Below are 18,138 nucleotides of genomic sequence, written 5' to 3' on the forward strand. Positions count from 1 at the left end.
CATTAGGCTGCCCTTAATTGCCTCTCAGCGTCGGTCAGGCTGGTTTGAAAAGAGTCGCGCTTAAACAAACGCTGCATATAGGCATTCAAGCCTTTTACCTTTGCTGGGATGTCTATGCCCAACTGAGGTAAACGCCATAATAATGGAGCTAAGGCACAATCTAATAAAGAAAACTCATCACTTAAAAAATAAGCTTTGTCAGCAAAGACTGGTTCAAGATTAGTCAAGCTTTCAAGCAAGTATTGACGTGATTGCTCAACTTCGCGACCTGCTTTAATATTTTGCAATAAATAATACCAATCCTGCTCAATTCGATGCATCATTTTTCGCGCTTCTGCTCGTGCAACAGGATAAACCGGTAATAACGGCGGATGAGGAAAGCGTTCATCCAAATACTCCATGATAATACGAGCTTCATACAGCACTAATTCTCTATCTAGAAGTGTAGGAATAGTTCCATAAGGATTAATAGCAAGCAGATCGCTGGAAACATCACCTTGTTTGGCATGAAGAATTTCGACGTTTACCCCTTTTTCAGCCAAAACGATACGAACCTGATGACTATAAATATCATCGTTATCAGAATATAAAGACATAATCGTGCGTTTTGCCACAATAGCCATCAACAAACTCCTCGTCAGCTGTTAATCATACTTTTCGGTATGTCAAAGGGGTTTCATTTTATCACAAATTTGCTCAGGGTGATGATAGATATAAGACAATTTTCTTACTCGTTGTTTTACCTAATGTATTTTTGTCCAGTATACCCTCTTTAACTGATAAGCCACGATAAGGAAAATAAACAAAAATACAAGCACAATAGCTCCGATATGATAGCGTTCTAATCTTGCTGGTTCAGCCACATAGGTGAGAAAAGTAATCAAATCCTCTAGGGTGCTATCAAATTGTCTTGAATTCATTTCACCTTGTTTCACCAGAACAAGATGTGATATTGGTGCTCCTGGTTTCTGACCCTCAGTGACTGCCTCTACTTGGCCTATAAGAGGTTCAAAAATATTTGGCATGGCCACATCAGGTACCAATAAATTATTCGTGCCAAAAGGCCTCTTTTTATCTACATAAAAACTTTTCAAGTAGGTGTAAATCCATGAAGGACCACGTTCGCGGGCCGTTAACGACAGATCGGGTGGCACCACCCCAAACCATTGAATAGCATCTGTTTTAGGCATAGCGATTTGAATAGGGTCGTGGATTTTCCCACTCGTAAATACGAGATTATTGAATAATAAGTCTTGGTCAATATCACCAGCAAATGTAGTCAACCCTAAGTCTTTTGCCATGCGGTTATAACGCATATAACGCAAAGAATGGCAGCCCGAGCAGTAATTCATGTATATTTTTGCACCACGCTGCAACTTTGCTGGATCTTGCACATCGATGTGCACAGGGAGCATGGCAACATTGGTGTCAGCCCATACTAGCGAAGTCAGCATTAATCCCAAAAGACAGTAAAATGGATTTTTATTCATACGCCTATCCTCTCGGGCACTCTTTTGTGACCTTCGTAACGCGTATACAGCGGCATAAATAAAAAATAAGCAAAATAAATTGCGGTGCAAATTCGTGCTAGATATTGCTTAGCCGGCGTCATAATCACCGTACCAAGATAGCCTAGAAGAAAAAAGCTAATGACAAAGGCTGCCAAAGCATATTTTGAATAATAACCTTTATAGCGCATCGATCGCACAGGGCTTCTATCCAACCAAGGCATGAAAAACAAAATGAAGATAGCCGCTGCCATAATGATAACCCCCAGTAATTTATCGGGGATAGCTCTCAACATGGCATAGAATGGGGTCAAATACCATACAGGGGCAATATGATCTGGGGTAACTAGAGGATTTGCTGGTGTAAAGTTAGCGTGTTCTAAAAAATAACCACCCAACTCAGGTATAAAAAAAACAACAGCAAAAAAAAGTATCAAAAATAGGATAATACCAACAAAATCTTTGACCGTATAATAAGGATGAAACGGGATACCGTCTAACGGTCTGCCATCAGCGCCGAGGGACTTTTTAATTTCTATTCCTTCTGGGTTATTAGACCCTACCTTATGCAAAGCAACGATATGTAAAAAAACGAGTACAAGCAGCAATAAAGGCACACCGATAACGTGCAAGGCAAAGAAGCGCTGTAAGGTAGCATTAGCCACATTGAAATCACCACGCAACCAAGTTGTTATTGTCTCGCCCAAATAGGGAATGGCGCCAAAAAGCGAAGTAATAACCTGGGCTCCCCAATAAGACATCTGTCCCCAAGGTAATAAATAACCAAAAAAAGCTTCAGCCATTAGCAATATAAAAATGACCATGCCTATAATCCAAAGTAGCTCTCTTGGTTTTTGGTAGGAACCATAAAGCAACGCTCTAAACATGTGTAGATAGATAACAATAAAAAATGCTGAAGCTCCTGTGGAATGCATATAGCGCAGTAGCCAACCATAATTCACGTCACGCATAATGTATTCAATGGAATTAAAGGCTTGAGCGGCGGTGGGCGTGTAGAACATTGTCAACCATAAACCAGTTACCAATTGATTAATAAGAACAACGAGAGCTAGAGAGCCAAAATAATAATAGAAATTGAAGTTTTTAGGGGCATAATACTCACTGGCATGCGCTCGCCAAGTACTAAGCAGTGGAAAACGCGAATCAAGCCAATTTATCAATCCATTCATACCGCATTATCCTTGTTTCTTCTCTTCACCGATTACAATCACGTGCTCATTAACGAAATAGTAAGGAGGAACTTCTAAATTAATGGGCGCAGGAACTCCTTTGAATACCCTACCAGCCAAATCAAAGGTGGATCCATGACAAGGACAGTAAAAACCTCCAGGCCAGTATGGACCAAGTTCATTAGGGATGGGCATATATTTTGGTGAGCACCCCAAATGTGTGCAAATGCCAACCAAAACCAAGTATTCGGGATTGATCGAACGGAATTTGTTCTTCGCATATGAGGGTTGTTGCTCAACCAATGACTCAGGATCACGTAACTCATTTTCCTTGCCACTTAGGGTTTGCAACATCTCTTTTGTGCGCCTGATTATCCAGACAGGCTTTCCTCGCCATTCAACTGTCACTTGTTGACCGGGTTCCAACTTACTCAAGTCAACTTCTACGGGAGCCCCAGCAGCCTCTGCCTGTGCACTGGGTAGCCAAGAAGAAATAAAAGGAGTTAATGCACAGGCCACACCTACACCGCCTAAGATGCCTGTGGTTGTTAATAAAAACTTCCGCCTTTGCTCATCAATTTCTTCTTCGGTCACATTCTCATTAGTGGTGGGATCATTATCAATCACGTTTCTTGTCCTGGTTTGTCCCTAACCTGCTAAAAAATTTAATTCAGTTATAACAAAGAATTAGGCATTTGAAAATGACAGCTTACAAGCTCAGTGAAAAAAAAGATGAAAAGAATACTTTAACTCGATCTCAAGTTTTAATTTTGACAAATCAAAAACCGAATTACTGTGGCGGTATCCATGTTCAGACTGACAGGATGGATCCCGCCGCCTGATCCCGGATAAAGTCCGGGAGCGGGAATTCGAAATCGCTTAACTTAATGACAGTACCCCAGAGGGGTAAGAAAATTGAATTATCGTTTTGAGTACTGGGTCGCGCGGCGCGCCTTGTGCAAACCAACTTTCTTTCTTTCTACGCGTCTTGAGTCACGAGTCAATAGACCACGCGCGCGCAGTTTCCTGCGATATGAATGCGGGTTTGGCTCAGCATCTTCAGCTAAATCGTATTCATCATAAGCCACTAATGCTCGGGCTATACCTAAACGGACAGCACCTGCTTGACCAGAAATTCCGCCGCCAGCTACAGTTATATAAATATCAAACTTGCCAACTACATCAACGGTTTCTAAAGGTTGACGCACGATCATACATGCCGTTTCACGACCAAAATAATCTTCTGGCGAACGGTTATTAATTTTAATCTCACCTTTACCAGGGCGTAAAAATACTCTAGCCGTTGAACTTTTTCTACGACCAGTACCATAGTATTGCTGTCTTTCAGCCATAATACTTATTCCTCAATCTCAAGTTGCTTAGGTTGCTGCGCTGCATGCGGATGCTCACTACCCGCATAAACCTTCAGCTTACGATACATTTCTCTACCCAAAGGATTTTTAGGAAGCATTCCTTTCACTGCGAGCTCAATGATTCGAACAGGATTTTTCTTCTGCAACTTATCAAAAGAAATTGATTTGATACCACCAGGAAAACCAGAATGGTGGTAATACATCTTTTCTTTAAATTTACGGCCAGTAACAGTTACTTTTTCCGCATTGGTTACAATAATATAATCACCTGTATCAACGTGGGGGGTATACTCAGCCTTATGCTTGCCACGTAACCGACGAGCAATCTCGCTGGCAAGACGACCTAAAACTTTGTCGCTAGCATCGATCACATACCAGTCACGTTTGACTTCATGTGTCTTGGCGCTAAATGTCTTCATTAAATTAACTCCGTACCGCCTTCATTGGTATTCTTTCAATCATGAGCGGGCGATTTTAACCAAAACCTTAAGAACCTACAAGTCTAATACCGTAAATTCTTGTAAGCTTTTGCCATTTTTCTATGCTAATTTTACTTGATGAGGTAAAAATCTATCGCCTAGACAATAAGACCTAAATCATTTCTCCTCTTAAATCATCAAATTAACTTGAGAAACTTCGAACTCTTTAAAATTCAATTAGGGATTAACAAACGTTCAACCCTACGACCAGCAATTAAATGAGTATTTATAATCTCATCAATATCCGCCATGGTCGCGTAAGTATACCATATTCCCTCAGGATAAATGACAATACAGGGCCCCATGCTACAGCGCCCCAAGCATCCAGATTTACTCACTCTCACCTTCCCTGGCCCATGCAAGTCCAGTTCCAATAACCTGGTTTTCATGTAATCAAAAAATGGCTCGCCACCAGTGTTTGCACAACACTGTTTGCCAGCCATTTTTTGATTTGTGCATAAAAAAACGTGTTTAGTATAATGCGCCAACGAACTACTTACCCCCGCTCCTAATAAGTCAACCCCTGTCTGGAACGGCCGCATTTGATGCATCTTGAACGGAAATAAGCCTTCAAAATGCTCACATAGCCATCTATGCTCCGCTTTTTGAAGACTTATTTCCGTTCAACCTGCACTCAAATCCGACCGTTTACCGAGATTCTCAATTACCCATCTAATCCGTTATTTTCGCTCTTCTATCTTTGTTTTTAATTTCAGGCCTGGTTTAAACGTCACCACACGTCGAGCAACTACAGGGATAGCCTGTCCTGTTTTAGGATTTCTTCCAGGACGCTGAGGTTTGTCTCGTAATATGAAGTTACCAAAGCCAGATAGCTTCACATGTTGTCCGCTTTCAAGAGCATGTTTTAAGGTTTCAAAGAACTGCTCTACCATTTCTCTGGCGTCGGGTTTACCCAATCCTAGTTCATTACATAAAGTTTCCGCAATCATTGCTTTACTCAGAGCATTCACGATTAGTCCCTCAATATAATGGCAAATTCTTCATTAAGTTTTTTGATTATAGCACTGATTATTGTATTAATCTCGGTATCAATCATCGTTCGTTTATCATCCTGCAAAGTAAGCGCAATAGCCAGACTTTTCTTGCCTTGAGGAATAGTTTCGCCTTTATATACATCAAAAACGTCAAATGACTTCAATTGTTCCGCGCTCACTACCTCCCGTATAGCCTTCTCTATTGCTGCGGCACTTATTTCCTCATCAACCACTAAAGATAAATCCCGACGTATTTGGGGAAATTTGGAAATGGCTTGATATCTTGGTGGAATTTTATTAATAAGTGAAGCTAAACGAAGATCAAACAGGACTACCTCCTCATGGATGTCCAAAGCATCTGCGATTCTTGGATGCAAAACCCCACACCAGCCAACTAGCTCATTAGCCATATTGATTTGGGCTGATTTACCTGGATGCAGCGCAGGATGTTCGGCTGCAACAAAATAAACATCTGTTAACTGCAATAAAGCGAAAAGCGCTTGCAAATCCCCCTTGGCATCAAAGAAATCAAATTTTGCTGTTTTTTCACTCCAATTCAGCGCGCCTTGTTCCCCTATTAATAAACCAGCAACACAAGGATATTCTTTTAAACTCCCACCCTGTAAATCAAATATCACTCCAGATTCAAAAAATTTAATGGCAGTTTGTTGTCGGTGGACATTGTAAATCATTGAAGCCAATAATCCTGGCCACATTCCCACTCGCATTTGTGATAACTCCGAAGAAATGGGATTGAGTAGCTGCATTGTATCTACTTCGGGGTAAAGAGCATTTTGTAGCTCTGGATCCACAAAACTATAACTAATGGTTTCATGGTAACCTCGAGAAATAAAGAATTGTGAAACACGTAAAGCTTGAACTTCAAGAGGGTTAATGGTCCCAGCCTGCACCTCAGTAACCATATTTTGACCAGTAAGCTTGTCGTAGCCATACAAGCGCGCTATCTCTTCAACCAAATCAACATCTAAGCTGACATCAAAGCGATGAGAAGGTACCGCCACTTTCCAGATTACAGAACTTCTGTCGACCCGTATATGCAAGGCTTCAAGCATATGGGCCATTTCATCTTGAGTTATTTTTAATCCTGTTACTTGTTCAACCTTGGCGGGATTGAATGCAACCGTTCGCTTTTGTGGCAATGCTTCTGCTTTTCTGACCATTGAAACAGGTCCAGCCACACCTCCGACAATGTCAAGCAGGAGAGCGGTTGCTCGCTCCAGTGCTAGTACTTGTAACTCAGGATCAACACCTCGTTCAAAACGCTGTGAGGAGTCCGTACACAAACCATATTTTCTTGCTACACCAGCAATCATGATCGGATTAAAAAATGCACTTTCAAGAAAGACATCCGTGGTATGCTCTTGGACTGCACTGGCTTCACCGCCCATGATTCCAGCCATGGCCAGTGCTTTTTCATCATCAGCAATAACCAAAACCTTTTCATCCAAAGCCACCTTTTGGCCGTCAAGTAATTCCAGTGTTTCATTTGCCTTAGCAAAGCGTACGGTAATATTCCCTTGAAGGGCAGCCAAATCGAAAGCATGCATAGGTTGGCCAATCTCCAACATGACATAATTGGTTACATCAACCACCGGGTGTATAGGTCGAACGCCTGAGCGCCGTAATCGCTCAGCCATCCATGTCGGTGTGCGCGCCTGCGGATTAATGTTATGAATAACTCGTCCAGCATATTGCGGACATCCCTCAGCTACTGATAATTTAATCAAAATTTTTTCATCAATCGAGGGTTGTACAACATTGTTAGGGATAGACTTCACTGATAATTGTGTTAATGCTGCTATTTCGCGAGCAACCCCAAGCACACTAAAGCAATCAGCACGATTCGGTGTTAAATCAATATCAAAGACTAAATCATTTAAAGCGAGATAACTTCTTAAATCAGTGCCCACAGGGGCATCGGATTCTAACTCCATTATTCCGTCAGCATGCTCGGCCAGCCCCAACTCAGCAAGAGAGCATAGCATGCCTTGAGATAATTCACCTCGTAGCATGGATTCTTTTATTATTAAACCACCAGGTAAATTAGCACCAGTTTGAGCAAGAGCTACTTTTAATCCAGCACGAACATTTGTCGCTCCACAAACCACTTGCAAAAATTTTCCGGTTCCATTATTTACCTCACACAATGTCAATTTATCTGCCTGAGGGTGAGGAGCCGTCTTAGTCACCTCTGCAACGATGACGCCATTAAACTCACCAGCAACAGGGCTAACGGAATCCACTTCCAGCCCTGCCATAGTTAGTAGTGCAGCCAGCTGCTGCCCGTATAATGAAGGATTTACCCATTCACGTAACCATAATTCACTAACTTTCATTGCAAATACCTGCTTAACGTGATGTGCAACTTTTCGAATCCCCGTGGCTTGACCACGGGGTCCATAAATTGCGCCCTAGTCATTTGGATGCCGCGGTCAAGCCGCGGCAATTCGTGGTTTCAGAAAAATTGCACATCGGTTGTTTAGTAACAAGACGTTTGGTCTTGTGGACCTTATCGATTTAGTAAATAAATTTATATGCTCCGCTAAGTTAACTAAAATTGCCTTAAAAAGGTCACATCGTTTTCAAACATCATACGCAGATCATCAATACCGAAATAAAGCATGGCAAGTCTATCTATACCCATACCAAAAGCCCAACCTTGATATTCATCAGGAGAGATATTAACTGCTGTCAGTACATTAGGATGAACCATGCCACAGCCTAATACCTCTAACCATCCAGTAAATTTACAAGAGCGACAACCTACACCTAAGCACTGTGTACACTCAATGTCTACTTCCGCCGATGGCTCTGTAAATGGAAAATAGGAAGGTCTAAAACGAAGCGCAAGCTCACGACCAAAAAAGTAGGCAAAAAAATCCTGTAGCAGTCCTTTAAGACCAGCAAGCGTAGCCTGTTTATCTATCAACAAACCTTCAACTTGATGAAACATTGGTGTATGTGTGACATCCGAATCACAGCGGTATACTCGACCAGGTGCAATTAATCGCAAGGGAGGTGTGCGTGCTTCCATGGTTCGTATTTGTACCGGAGACGTATGCGTTCGTAATAAGCGACCATCACCAAAATAGAATGTATCATGCATGGCTCTAGCAGGGTGGTGACTTGGGATATTTAATGCCTCAAAGTTATAAAACTCGCTCTCAATCTCTGGGCCTGTAACAATATCAAAACCTAAACGACTAAAATAATCGTTGACAGTTTGCTTAACTTGGGTAACGGGGTGTAATGAGCCATGTTTAGACTGACGTCCAGGTAAAGTCACATCAATTCGTTCAGCATGAAGTTTGCTCTGCAACCCGGCTTCCTTAATCTTAAGCATTTTCTCTTCGATTAAGGAACTGATCTCTCTCTTAGCTTGGTTAACCAACTGACCTACTTTAGGCCTTTCCTCTGCTGTTAAGTCAACCAATCCTTTTAGAATTTCGGTGAGTTGTCCTTTTTTTCCTAAATAATCAACGCGAATCGCTTCCAGGGTTGGAAGATCTTTTGCCTGAGCAATAGCATTAGTAGCCTGCTGCTGTAACAGAATAATATCTTGCATGATCAAACCCACATGTAAAAAAGGAGGCCAAAGTGCCTCCTTGTTAGCTTTAACAACCAATTGATCTCGGCCCTTTTCCAGGGCATCTGTCATCCTGAAAGGAATGAAGGAGCTCCTGATTCTTGGGAGATCCTCACTACGTTCGGGATGACTACGTCTCTGAGAGGTGTTGTTTAATCAATTGAGAATGCTAATAAGTTCTTAGTTACCACGACAATCATTATTATGCAAGTGCTGCTTTTGCTTTTTCAGCGATCGCTGCAAAAGCAGGCTTATCGTATACCGCCATATCAGCCAATACCTTACGATCTAACTCAATTGCAGCTTTTTTTAAACCAGCAATCAACCGGCTGTAAGATAAACCACACTCACGTGCTTGTGCATTGATACGAGTAATCCATAATGCACGGAATTGGCGCTTTCTTTGACGACGATCACGATAGGCATATTGGCCAGCTTTAATTACAGCTTGCTTGGCAACACGGTAGGTCCGACTTCGAGCACCATAATAACCTTTGGCTTGATCTAAAATCTTCTTATGACGTGCTTTAGCCGTCACACCACGTTTAACTCTTGGCATTTTTTATCCTCCTCTTAACTACCGTGCAACATACGCTTGGCTAAGCGCGCATCACATGGTTGCAATGTGCCTGAACTAACACGAAGTTGGCGTTTTTGTTTGGTGGTTTTTTTGGTGAGGATATGGTTTCTATAAGCACCACGACGCTTGACAGCACCACTAGCTGTCTTACGGAAGCGCTTTTGTGCTCCACGATGGGATTTTAATTTTGGCATAACATATTACTCCGCATTTGTTCTGCTACTGAAACAAAATGTAGCTGTTCTATAACTACCAAGGCTTGTCAACAAACCCTATTTTTTCTTGGGTGCTAAAACCATCAATAATTGACGTCCCTCACGTTTGGCCTGCTGTTCCACCACAGCATATTCCGCGGTATCCTGCAACAGCCGCTCCATGAGTTTCATGCCAATTTCTTGATGTGCCATTTCACGTCCACGAAACCGTAACGTGACTTTGACTTTATCACCATGATTTAGGAAACGAATCAGGTTGCGTAGCTTGACCTGATAATCTCCAGTTTCCGTCGTTGGACGGAATTTCAGCTCTTTAACTTGAATTTGCTTCTGCTTCTTTCTTGCTTCAGCTTGTTTCTTACTCAATTCAAAGAGAAATTTACCATAATCCATAATGCGACAAACAGGAGGTTTAGCTGTTGGCGAAATTTCCACCAAATCATAACCACTTTCTTCTGCTGCCCGCAGAGCTTCTCGCGTTGATACAATTCCCACCTGGTTGCCATCGACATCAATTAAGCGTACCTCAGGTACATTAATCTGTTCATTAACTCGCGCGCGATCGTTATCACGCTTATTTGATGCAGTAATAGTTCAATCCTCCAAACGTTAAATTTAACCTTTTTCGGCAATTTCTTGGCGCAAGGTATTACAAATTGTATCAATATTCATCACACCCAGGTCCTTACCGTCACGCGTACGCACAGCTACAGAGTTATTTTCAACTTCTTTATCACCTATAACCAGAAGGTAAGGTACTTTTTGCAAAGTGTGCTCGCGGATTTTAAAGCCAATCTTCTCATTTCTCAAGTCAAAATTTGCACGAATGCCTTTCTTTTGCAAAATTTGCGTTACTTTTGTGGCAAATTCCTGTTGTTTTTCACTGATAGTAAGCACCATTGCCTGAGTAGGTGCCAACCATAATGGGAAACGCCCTGCATAATGCTCGATCAAAATCCCCATAAAACGTTCAAATGAACCCAGGATGGCCCTGTGCAACATGACTGGCGTTTTCCGACTTCCATTTTCAGCAACATATTGCGCTTCAAGTCTCTCTGGCATGGAAAAATCAACTTGAATTGTCCCACATTGCCAAATTCTACCTAGGCAATCGGATAATGAACATTCTATCTTTGGTCCATAAAATGCGCCTTCGCCGGGAGCATCCACCCATGCAATACCTCTGTCAAGCATAGCACGTTTTAAGGAATCTTCAGCTTTATCCCAAACCGCATCACCACCCACACGTTTTTCCGGGCGCAGAGCCAAGCGATATTTTATCTCCGTAAAACCAAAATCAGCATAAACCGATTGTACTAACTCCAGCATCATTGCCACTTCAGATTGAATTTGTTCCTCGGTACAAAAAATATGGGCATCATCTTGCACCATATTACGAACACGCATCAGACCATGCAAGGCTCCTGAAGGCTCACAACGATGACAATTACCGAACTCTGCCAGACGCATGGGTAATTCACGGTAACTTCGTAATCCTTGGTTATAGATCTGAATATGGCAAGGACAATTCATCGGTTTCACTGCATATTCACGATTCTCAGTTTCAGTTACGAACATTTCATCACGGAAATTAGCCCAATGACCTGATTTTTCCCATAATGCTTTATCAACTAATTGCGGTGTTCTAATCTCTTGGTAACCAAACTCTGCAAGTCTACCACGCATATACTGCTCTAATATCTGATAAACTTGCCATCCTTTGGGATGCCAAAAAACCATGCCAGGAGCGATTTCTTGAAAATGAAAAAGATCCAAAGCCTTGCCCAATTTGCGGTGATCCCGTTTTTCTGCCTCTTCCAGACGGTTCAAATAAGCGGCAAGTGATTTTCTGTCATTCCAGGCGGTACCATAAATCCGTTGGAGCATTTCATTATTTGAATCACCACGCCAATAAGCGCCAGCTACTTTGGTTAACTTAAATGCCTTCAAATAACCTGTCGAAGGAACATGAGGACCACGACAAAGATCCTCAAAATCACCTTGTTTATATAAAGAAAGAACTTCATCCTTAGGAATATCGGTAATAATTTTTGCTTTATATTCCTCACCTAAACTACGGAAATAAGCGATCGCTTCATCGCGCGGTATTTCTCGTCGAGTGATAGGATAATCAGCTTTAGCCAATTCGTACATTTTGGCTTCGATAAGTTCTAAATCTTCAGGTGTAAATGCTCTTCCAAAAGCAAAATCATAATAAAACCCATCCTCAATAACGGGACCTATGGTTACTTGAGCACTAGGGAATAAAATTTTAACAGCTTGTGCTAAAAGATGAGCTGTGGAATGACGAATGACTTCAAGACTTTCTTCTTGCTTCTCAGTAATGATGACCAAATCGCAGTCTCGTTCTATCACGTAACTGGTATCCACTAATTTGCCATCTACTTTTCCTGCAAGCGCGGCCTTTGCCAAGCCTGCACTGATGCTTTGGGCAACATCATGAACTGATATAGCATGCTCAAAATGTTTAACGCCCCCATCGGGCAATTGAATGTTTGGCATCTTTGGAATCTCCATCCCTCATGGCAGATAAATTCATCAATAGACTTATTTCGAAACTCTACCGCAGCGAGTCTCGAAAAGAAGTCTAATCATAGTTGCAATAGCTATGGATAGCCAGCCCTATATCCACTGTCAAACGCAGAAAAAAAAACCCTGTCGAGCAGGGTTAGCTGGTAGGCACGAGTGGGATCGAACCACCGACCACCACCATGTCAAGGTGGTGCTCTACCACTGAGCTACGTGCCTATTATTCGTTCTGAATTCACAATAGGCGTTGATTATATAAAAGCCGTAACCACAAAGCAATGTCTGATAGGTATTTTCAGGAATCCTTACTGACCCATGAGTCTTCAGAGCGGTAACAAGCTAAGTTTTCGGCAAAAAACGTAAAGGAAGGCTTGAACAGTTATAACTGTTCAAGCCAATTGCGAGGTCAACTACTATGGTTACACCACTTCCTTCCGTTCGGACTCTCTGACACCCACTGATCCATCAGAGGTGATCAGGTTTTCCTTTTTTGTGGACTTGAAACAATTTCCTTTTTGTTTCGTTATGCATTATTGCATATTACATTTTAATGTCAACTATTGGTTTCTATTAGAAACAAATTATTTCTAAATGTTTTAATTGAAGTATAATAGATGCTTTGTTAGACTAACAATAATTTACGTTCTGGTATGCCTTTCATGGAAAAAGTTGACTTAACAAAGCAGTTTGCCCATCGTCTGCGAGATGCCATGATTGCAGCTGGGTTTAACTCTCAACGGTCAACTTCAGGTGTTTGCATCCATAAATTAGCGGAAATTACCGGCCATTCTGTGCAAATTTGTAGGAAATATCTGCGCGGAGAAGTCATACCCGAGCCAGTCAAGCTGGTAGAGATAGCAACGAAACTTAATGTTTCGCCTGGATGGCTGTTATTTGGGGAAAGTCATAATCACCAAGGATTTGAAAGGAACAAAATCACTATTTCCAAACATCTGTTACATTATATTTTCAGTCAAGCAGCGGCTCTATATAATAACCCTCGCTTAGGTGATGATACCCCTGATTTTCTCCTGGATTTGATTGATAACATTAGTCAAATGAATACAACTGAAGAACAATCAAAACAAATCATCGACTTAGCCTTAGCCTCAGCCAGGCATTTTCGATAACATGGATATTTAAACATTGATTATGGAAAGAAGTAGCATGAATGTTAGACCCCATCCGCAATTCCTTGAGTTACTTTTCACTGCGAGAGGCAAGATCTTTAGTGTGTTTAATGATGTGCTTGGTCTTCATGACACCAATCACATTGCAATCACGCGAATTACTGAAGCTGGTGAGATCCTAGCTTTTTCCTCCACCCCTGCTCTAGAATTTAATCTTTTTAAGGATAAGCTTTGGTCCTTTGACCAAATGTATACGCCCTCATGGTTTCTCTCAGGTAAGCATAGCGAATGGTCCACATTATATACACCAGAGCGTTATGACGAACTTTATTATATTAAACAAATTAAACATCAATACCCCATTGCTTATTCGCTTGGGACAACAATTGATGGGACGAATTTTATCTATTCTTTCGCTAGCAAAGGTTATAGTGAGCATCTGCACCAAGTATTCAGGGAACAGATCGAGAATATTCATCAGATAGGTGAGTATTGTGTTAATCGCCTAAGTACGCTGTTTCCCACGTAAATATTCTGGTTATGACTTCTTTGAGTTCGTGGTGAACTCAAGTAAAGTAATCAAACCGCTCCAATAGGGAGTCCAATGATAATCATAGCGATCGTAGTTTTTAGCACGTTTAAGCAAAACCCCATTCTCATATTTAAATAAGGGTGAATAATTCCCAAGTTGCTCTATATTGTCATAATTGGGTAACCAGCTCAGCTCCTCATAAATGGTGGGGAGGCTGCCGCTTCGAAACGTTTCATAGATACTGTCAACTGAGAGTTGCATGATTTTTTTTAAAATTTCTCGCTGGGTAACAGCATCGGGGTGCCTTAAATATGCATCGCCATAGGCTTGCCAACTTAAGCCACACCATCAAACCGAATTGAGAGTCTTCATCATGCATTAAATTGGCAATCAACAATTTGAGGATAGCAGGAAGAAAAAGCTCATTATGAATAGCACGTCTCGGAGTACGCATGTGGCCGGAAGACATGGAATCAGTTAAGTAATGATTGGCAAACGCATTTTGTGCATAAGCAAGCTGTAAAGCCAGGCTTGCGTCAGAGAGTTTTCCTTCGATGAATAACGCATGCGCGTGCTGAGCCGTCCCCAGGGCAACACGGTGCCCTACCTGATAGGCAATGAGAGAGTCAGGGACAAAATGATCAAAATTTACCTGAGCAAGTTTTAGATATTGACCAAAAGGCAAATAGGAACTGATGAGGCTTCCGCCACCAGTAAGACGATTCAATTGCTTATTAAACTCTGAACCCAACTCTCCGTAAAATTGCCAATCGCTTTGACCTTGTTCACGAGCATACTCAAGTTGTTTGCTCAGAGCAGAAAAATAAGAGAGCAAAGCAATAGCTTGCACTGTTGGGTTGTTCGTATCTTGTGGTAAAGCCAAATCGGCAAAGTGACGTTTGAAACAACTGTTTCGTTGCTCAGGCTTACTATCTGAAATGACACAAGATGGATCGCCAAATAAATCACCACCCAGTGCGACAATATCTCCATAACTCAATTCAAGACCATTGGGTAAGTGTAATCTCCCTAAGGGGTGAGGTTTTGTTAACGGCTCCCAATGTAACTGTACTGTATCCCCATATTCTTGGTGTTCAAGCCCAACAAAACCTGCATTATGATGTTCCAGCATCTGTTCAATAAGTTGCTGATTATCACCATGATAAACCGTCTCCGCTGCATGAGAAACAGCCATAACAAGGCACGACAACCATAAACAATATAAGATATCCTTTATCATTCTGTTTTTTCCCTAAGTGTTCGGTCGGTCGATTTATACGCATGTTGGATGAAAAAACTCTTTGTCACTCATCAATTGCCATTTACTAATGAGAGAATAACGCGATGAGCAAAAAACGCCAACAATTGCTTCAAGCTCACCCAACAACCACAAATCAAAACAGCTTATCCACCTCTGAATATTATGCGGGTAAAGCTGATAACAAGGATATAATAAGCGATAAGAATTAGGGAACGTCCCTAAGCGCGTGTGGTGCAAAGAGGATTCAATGAGTAAGATAAAGATGAAGGTTTCGAATGGGATTGTTTATCTTTCAGGCCAATTAGACTCCAAGACTGATTACGAAAAAGTCGTCACTTTAGTGGAATCTACGCAAGGAGTCAAAGACGTCAATGTTGACGACTTGAGTGTAAAAGGCAGCAAGCAACCTTTACATGACAGCTATATAACTGCAAAAGTTAGAGGAGCTCTTATTCGAGAAGATATCATGGGAAGAGATATTCTTGCTTGGACGTTGGATATTGAAACCAAAAATGGACAAGTTTACTTATCTGGACAAGTGGCTTCAGTCAAGGAAAAAGCATTAATTATGAAGGTTGTTAAAGCAGTCAAGGGTGTTCAAAAAATCAATGATAAGATGACACTAAGCTCAAATTCAGCGAATGATTCCCGTGATTGAATATGAGCCTTGGTGTCAAGATGGGGCAATAATCAAACGATAACTGTATCCGTTGCAAGATCAACAAGATTAGCTTGAGAGTGGCTTTGTTGATCAAGAATGTTGCAATAATTTTGCCGCTTAACAGGATCTTTTTCTTTAGCACATAACTCTTGAACCGTATCTAAAGCTCTGTCGCTATCGACATTGGCAGCGAATGATAATAAAGGAAATAAACAACTGATTACTATTGCTAATTTTTTCATTCAAAGACCCTTCTTGTTAGTTCGGACTTAAAATCATTTAAAGTAACATTAGTAGGCTCACTGTAGTGTGCACCAAAATTTTGAAAATTTAAACTATAAAAATGTTTTTTCTTTAAATGACGGATTTTATTACCAAAAGACGAAGAATTTTACCCTAATATTGCATTTTTTTCAACCTTATTGATTGATTTTTGCAAAGCATCGAAAAGATTGTTAACCCCCGATCATTTTTCCTGCCATTCTGAGCACGGCGAAAAATCTCTTGAATCTTGTGGAGATCTCTCACTATGCTCGGGATGACAGGGACTCCTAATCACTAGCCAATAAAATGAGAGCAACAACTGCAAAAATCATCCCAATGCATTGTTTTAACGTTAAACCTTGTTTTAAGAAAAACATGCACAGTGCCAATGTAATTAGTGGGTACATGGATGTAATTAAGACAACAGGCATAGCCGGGCCCCTGCGCAAGGCCACAATAAAAAAAATACAGGCGATACCATTAGCTAAGCCATTTAAAAACCCATAGAAACCACCCTTTACAGAAAACTCGAGTTTAAAATCGAGCAGTGCCAAGGCAATAATACCCGAAATTAATACACCCAAACTTGAATAGAAGGTAATGGAAAGAGGATTGATTAAGGTTGAAGCCCTTGTACCCCAATATCCCCAGGCACCATAAAGGAAGAGTGCAACAAGAGAAGGATAATACCATGAGCTAAGATTCATGAGCGTATACCGCTTTGAACCATGTACTTGAAAACCATATTTGCGATCCGTTTTAATGGCACTTTATTCGTATTAGCCAAAATAATGATACTGACATGGTTATCGATACGACGCACCATCCAACTACTGTAACCTCTTATAGCACCATTTTTTCGAGCAACCAATTGATCTCTCACGTAAGAAACCTGCCATCCTAATGACCAGGCCCAATTTTTATGTCCCGCAGGATCACCATTTGTTAAAAATACTGGCGTCCACATTTGCCTATAGCTTGAAGGCGTAAGGATTTTACCTGCAGACATCGCTGCATCCCATTTTGCCATATCAGCAACATTGGAAACTATCCCTCCAGAACCCCACATTTGTACCCAAGGTTTTTTGTTTGGGCTTGGTGTAATCACACCAGACTTAGAGCGATACCCCAGTGCTAAACCCTGTGGGAATGGACTCGCGGGGAATCCTGTCTGTGTCATATGTAGAGGGCTAAAGATTGTTTGCTCCAAATAAGTTCCCAAATTTTGCTGACTTACTTTTTCAATGACCCGTCCAAGAACGATGTAGCCAAAATTGTTATATTTGACCGCTGTACCAGGAGAAAATTGCATTGGCTTGTTGGCCATGACACGCCAAATATTTTCCCAAGGCAGGTAAGGCCCTTGGTGCTGAGGGATACCACTGGAATGTGAAAGCAATTGCCGGATGGTGACATTCTGCCATTGCTGTGGTGCTTCTGGGATATATCTTAAAACGGAAGCATCCAGATCAATCTGGCCTTGTTGTACTAGGGTCATCAAGGCAAATGCAGTAATCACTTTGGAAACTGAACCAAGCCCAAACAACGTTTGCGGTGTCACTGGTTGCTGCGATTGGACATCAGCATAACCATAGCCTTTGATAAGCCAGGGTTTGCCATCTTTTAGAATAGCAATAGCTAGGCCTGGAATTCGATATTGCTGCATGTTGGATGTGATAATTTTATCAATGCCTTGCTCTATTTCTGGTGAAGCAGCGCCTATCATTTTCAGCGGGAAAAAAAGAACGCAAATCACTAAGACTAAGTACCAATTTTTATTCATAGATCGTTTG

The 18,138-nt window shown here is 41.4% G+C and carries 22 protein-coding genes and 1 tRNA gene; 3 read left to right on the top strand and 20 right to left on the bottom strand.

The genetic code is table 11. From position 1 onward, the window contains the following. Window positions 1–2 precede the first annotated feature (2 nt). The 15 genes from CKV79_RS11325 to CKV79_RS11395 form a co-directional block, all read right to left on the bottom strand. Entirely contained in the window at window positions 3–623 is a 621-nt protein-coding gene (locus tag CKV79_RS11325; RefSeq protein ID WP_028373183.1) for a glutathione S-transferase N-terminal domain-containing protein, read from the bottom strand. A 120-nt stretch (window positions 624–743) separates the two neighbouring features. Continuing rightward, window positions 744–1,454: a cytochrome c1 gene (locus tag CKV79_RS11330; RefSeq protein ID WP_408606926.1), complete on the bottom strand. Its 711-nt coding sequence runs from the start codon at window positions 1,452–1,454 to the stop codon at window positions 744–746. Between the two features lie 32 nt (window positions 1,455–1,486). Further along, window positions 1,487–2,698, bottom strand: a complete 1,212-nt coding sequence (locus CKV79_RS11335) for a cytochrome b (RefSeq protein ID WP_028373185.1) — start codon at window positions 2,696–2,698, stop codon at window positions 1,487–1,489. Between the two features lie 6 nt (window positions 2,699–2,704). Beyond that, window positions 2,705–3,322: a ubiquinol-cytochrome c reductase iron-sulfur subunit gene (gene petA, locus CKV79_RS11340; protein WP_051546155.1), complete on the bottom strand. Its 618-nt coding sequence runs from the start codon at window positions 3,320–3,322 to the stop codon at window positions 2,705–2,707. Window positions 3,323–3,618: 296 nt separating this feature from the next. Further along, a complete protein-coding gene (gene rpsI, locus CKV79_RS11345) occupies window positions 3,619–4,050 on the bottom strand; it encodes a 30S ribosomal protein S9 (RefSeq protein WP_028373187.1) in 432 nt (143 codons plus the stop codon). Between the two features lie 5 nt (window positions 4,051–4,055). Further along, window positions 4,056–4,490 (bottom strand): 50S ribosomal protein L13, encoded by a 435-nt coding sequence (rplM, locus tag CKV79_RS11350; RefSeq protein WP_028373188.1) that lies wholly within the window; start codon window positions 4,488–4,490, stop codon window positions 4,056–4,058. A 233-nt stretch (window positions 4,491–4,723) separates the two neighbouring features. After that, the gene (locus CKV79_RS11355; RefSeq protein WP_193787161.1) at window positions 4,724–5,092 is read right to left on the bottom strand and encodes a (2Fe-2S) ferredoxin domain-containing protein; all 369 of its coding nucleotides are present in this window, start codon (window positions 5,090–5,092) and stop codon (window positions 4,724–4,726) included. A 138-nt stretch (window positions 5,093–5,230) separates the two neighbouring features. Beyond that, the gene (locus CKV79_RS11360) at window positions 5,231–5,521 is read right to left on the bottom strand and encodes an integration host factor subunit alpha (RefSeq protein ID WP_028373190.1); all 291 of its coding nucleotides are present in this window, start codon (window positions 5,519–5,521) and stop codon (window positions 5,231–5,233) included. Window positions 5,522–5,523: 2 nt separating this feature from the next. Continuing rightward, the gene (gene pheT / locus CKV79_RS11365) at window positions 5,524–7,902 is read right to left on the bottom strand and encodes a phenylalanine--tRNA ligase subunit beta (protein ID WP_028373191.1); all 2,379 of its coding nucleotides are present in this window, start codon (window positions 7,900–7,902) and stop codon (window positions 5,524–5,526) included. Between the two features lie 215 nt (window positions 7,903–8,117). Continuing rightward, on the bottom strand, window positions 8,118–9,131 hold the full coding sequence (gene pheS / locus CKV79_RS11370; protein ID WP_028373192.1) for a phenylalanine--tRNA ligase subunit alpha: 1,014 nt from the start codon (window positions 9,129–9,131) through the stop codon (window positions 8,118–8,120). A 223-nt stretch (window positions 9,132–9,354) separates the two neighbouring features. Next, a complete protein-coding gene (gene rplT, locus CKV79_RS11375) occupies window positions 9,355–9,711 on the bottom strand; it encodes a 50S ribosomal protein L20 (protein WP_028373193.1) in 357 nt (118 codons plus the stop codon). Between the two features lie 14 nt (window positions 9,712–9,725). Next, window positions 9,726–9,926, bottom strand: a complete 201-nt coding sequence (gene rpmI / locus CKV79_RS11380) for a 50S ribosomal protein L35 (protein ID WP_028373194.1) — start codon at window positions 9,924–9,926, stop codon at window positions 9,726–9,728. A 78-nt stretch (window positions 9,927–10,004) separates the two neighbouring features. Beyond that, complete coding sequence (infC, locus tag CKV79_RS11385; protein ID WP_035915475.1) at window positions 10,005–10,538, bottom strand: translation initiation factor IF-3; 534 nt, start codon at window positions 10,536–10,538, stop codon at window positions 10,005–10,007. A gap of 24 nt (window positions 10,539–10,562) precedes the next feature. After that, window positions 10,563–12,470, bottom strand: a complete 1,908-nt coding sequence (gene thrS / locus CKV79_RS11390; protein ID WP_028373196.1) for a threonine--tRNA ligase — start codon at window positions 12,468–12,470, stop codon at window positions 10,563–10,565. A gap of 171 nt (window positions 12,471–12,641) precedes the next feature. Then, window positions 12,642–12,716, bottom strand: a tRNA-Val gene (locus tag CKV79_RS11395). Between the two features lie 440 nt (window positions 12,717–13,156). On the opposite strand from CKV79_RS11395, the gene CKV79_RS11400 reads away from it, so the two are divergent. Both CKV79_RS11400 and CKV79_RS11405 read left to right on the top strand, forming a co-directional pair. Beyond that, window positions 13,157–13,627 carry a helix-turn-helix domain-containing protein gene (locus tag CKV79_RS11400; RefSeq protein WP_028373197.1) on the top strand — a complete coding sequence of 157 codons (471 nt, stop codon included), beginning with the start codon at window positions 13,157–13,159 and terminating at the stop codon, window positions 13,625–13,627. Window positions 13,628–13,664: 37 nt separating this feature from the next. Next, the gene (locus CKV79_RS11405; RefSeq protein ID WP_081778068.1) at window positions 13,665–14,156 is read left to right on the top strand and encodes a hypothetical protein; all 492 of its coding nucleotides are present in this window, start codon (window positions 13,665–13,667) and stop codon (window positions 14,154–14,156) included. A gap of 9 nt (window positions 14,157–14,165) precedes the next feature. Here the strand turns inward: CKV79_RS11405 and CKV79_RS14030 are convergent, their stop codons facing one another. After that, window positions 14,166–14,420 carry a hypothetical protein gene (locus tag CKV79_RS14030; protein WP_231950114.1) on the bottom strand — a complete coding sequence of 85 codons (255 nt, stop codon included), beginning with the start codon at window positions 14,418–14,420 and terminating at the stop codon, window positions 14,166–14,168. Next, on the bottom strand, window positions 14,404–15,399 hold the full coding sequence (locus CKV79_RS11410; protein WP_231950116.1) for a phospholipase: 996 nt from the start codon (window positions 15,397–15,399) through the stop codon (window positions 14,404–14,406). The genes CKV79_RS14030 and CKV79_RS11410 overlap by 17 nt, the downstream gene beginning before the upstream one ends. Window positions 15,400–15,667: 268 nt before the next feature. Between CKV79_RS11410 and CKV79_RS11415 the strand changes: the two genes are divergently transcribed. Further along, window positions 15,668–16,078 carry a BON domain-containing protein gene (locus CKV79_RS11415; RefSeq protein WP_058387153.1) on the top strand — a complete coding sequence of 137 codons (411 nt, stop codon included), beginning with the start codon at window positions 15,668–15,670 and terminating at the stop codon, window positions 16,076–16,078. A gap of 32 nt (window positions 16,079–16,110) precedes the next feature. On the opposite strand, the gene CKV79_RS11420 is transcribed toward CKV79_RS11415, so the two are convergent. From CKV79_RS11420 to CKV79_RS11430, 3 genes are all read right to left on the bottom strand, one after another. Then, window positions 16,111–16,323, bottom strand: a complete 213-nt coding sequence (locus tag CKV79_RS11420) for a hypothetical protein (protein WP_035915478.1) — start codon at window positions 16,321–16,323, stop codon at window positions 16,111–16,113. Between the two features lie 309 nt (window positions 16,324–16,632). Then, the gene (locus CKV79_RS11425; protein WP_028373199.1) at window positions 16,633–17,052 is read right to left on the bottom strand and encodes an EamA family transporter; all 420 of its coding nucleotides are present in this window, start codon (window positions 17,050–17,052) and stop codon (window positions 16,633–16,635) included. Next, complete coding sequence (locus tag CKV79_RS11430) at window positions 17,049–18,128, bottom strand: serine hydrolase domain-containing protein (RefSeq protein WP_028373200.1); 1,080 nt, start codon at window positions 18,126–18,128, stop codon at window positions 17,049–17,051. The genes CKV79_RS11425 and CKV79_RS11430 overlap by 4 nt, the downstream gene beginning before the upstream one ends. Window positions 18,129–18,138: the final 10 nt, after the last annotated feature.

The sequence above is a fragment of the Legionella lansingensis genome (assembly GCF_900187355.1).
GTDB lineage: Bacteria > Pseudomonadota > Gammaproteobacteria > Legionellales > Legionellaceae > Tatlockia > Tatlockia lansingensis.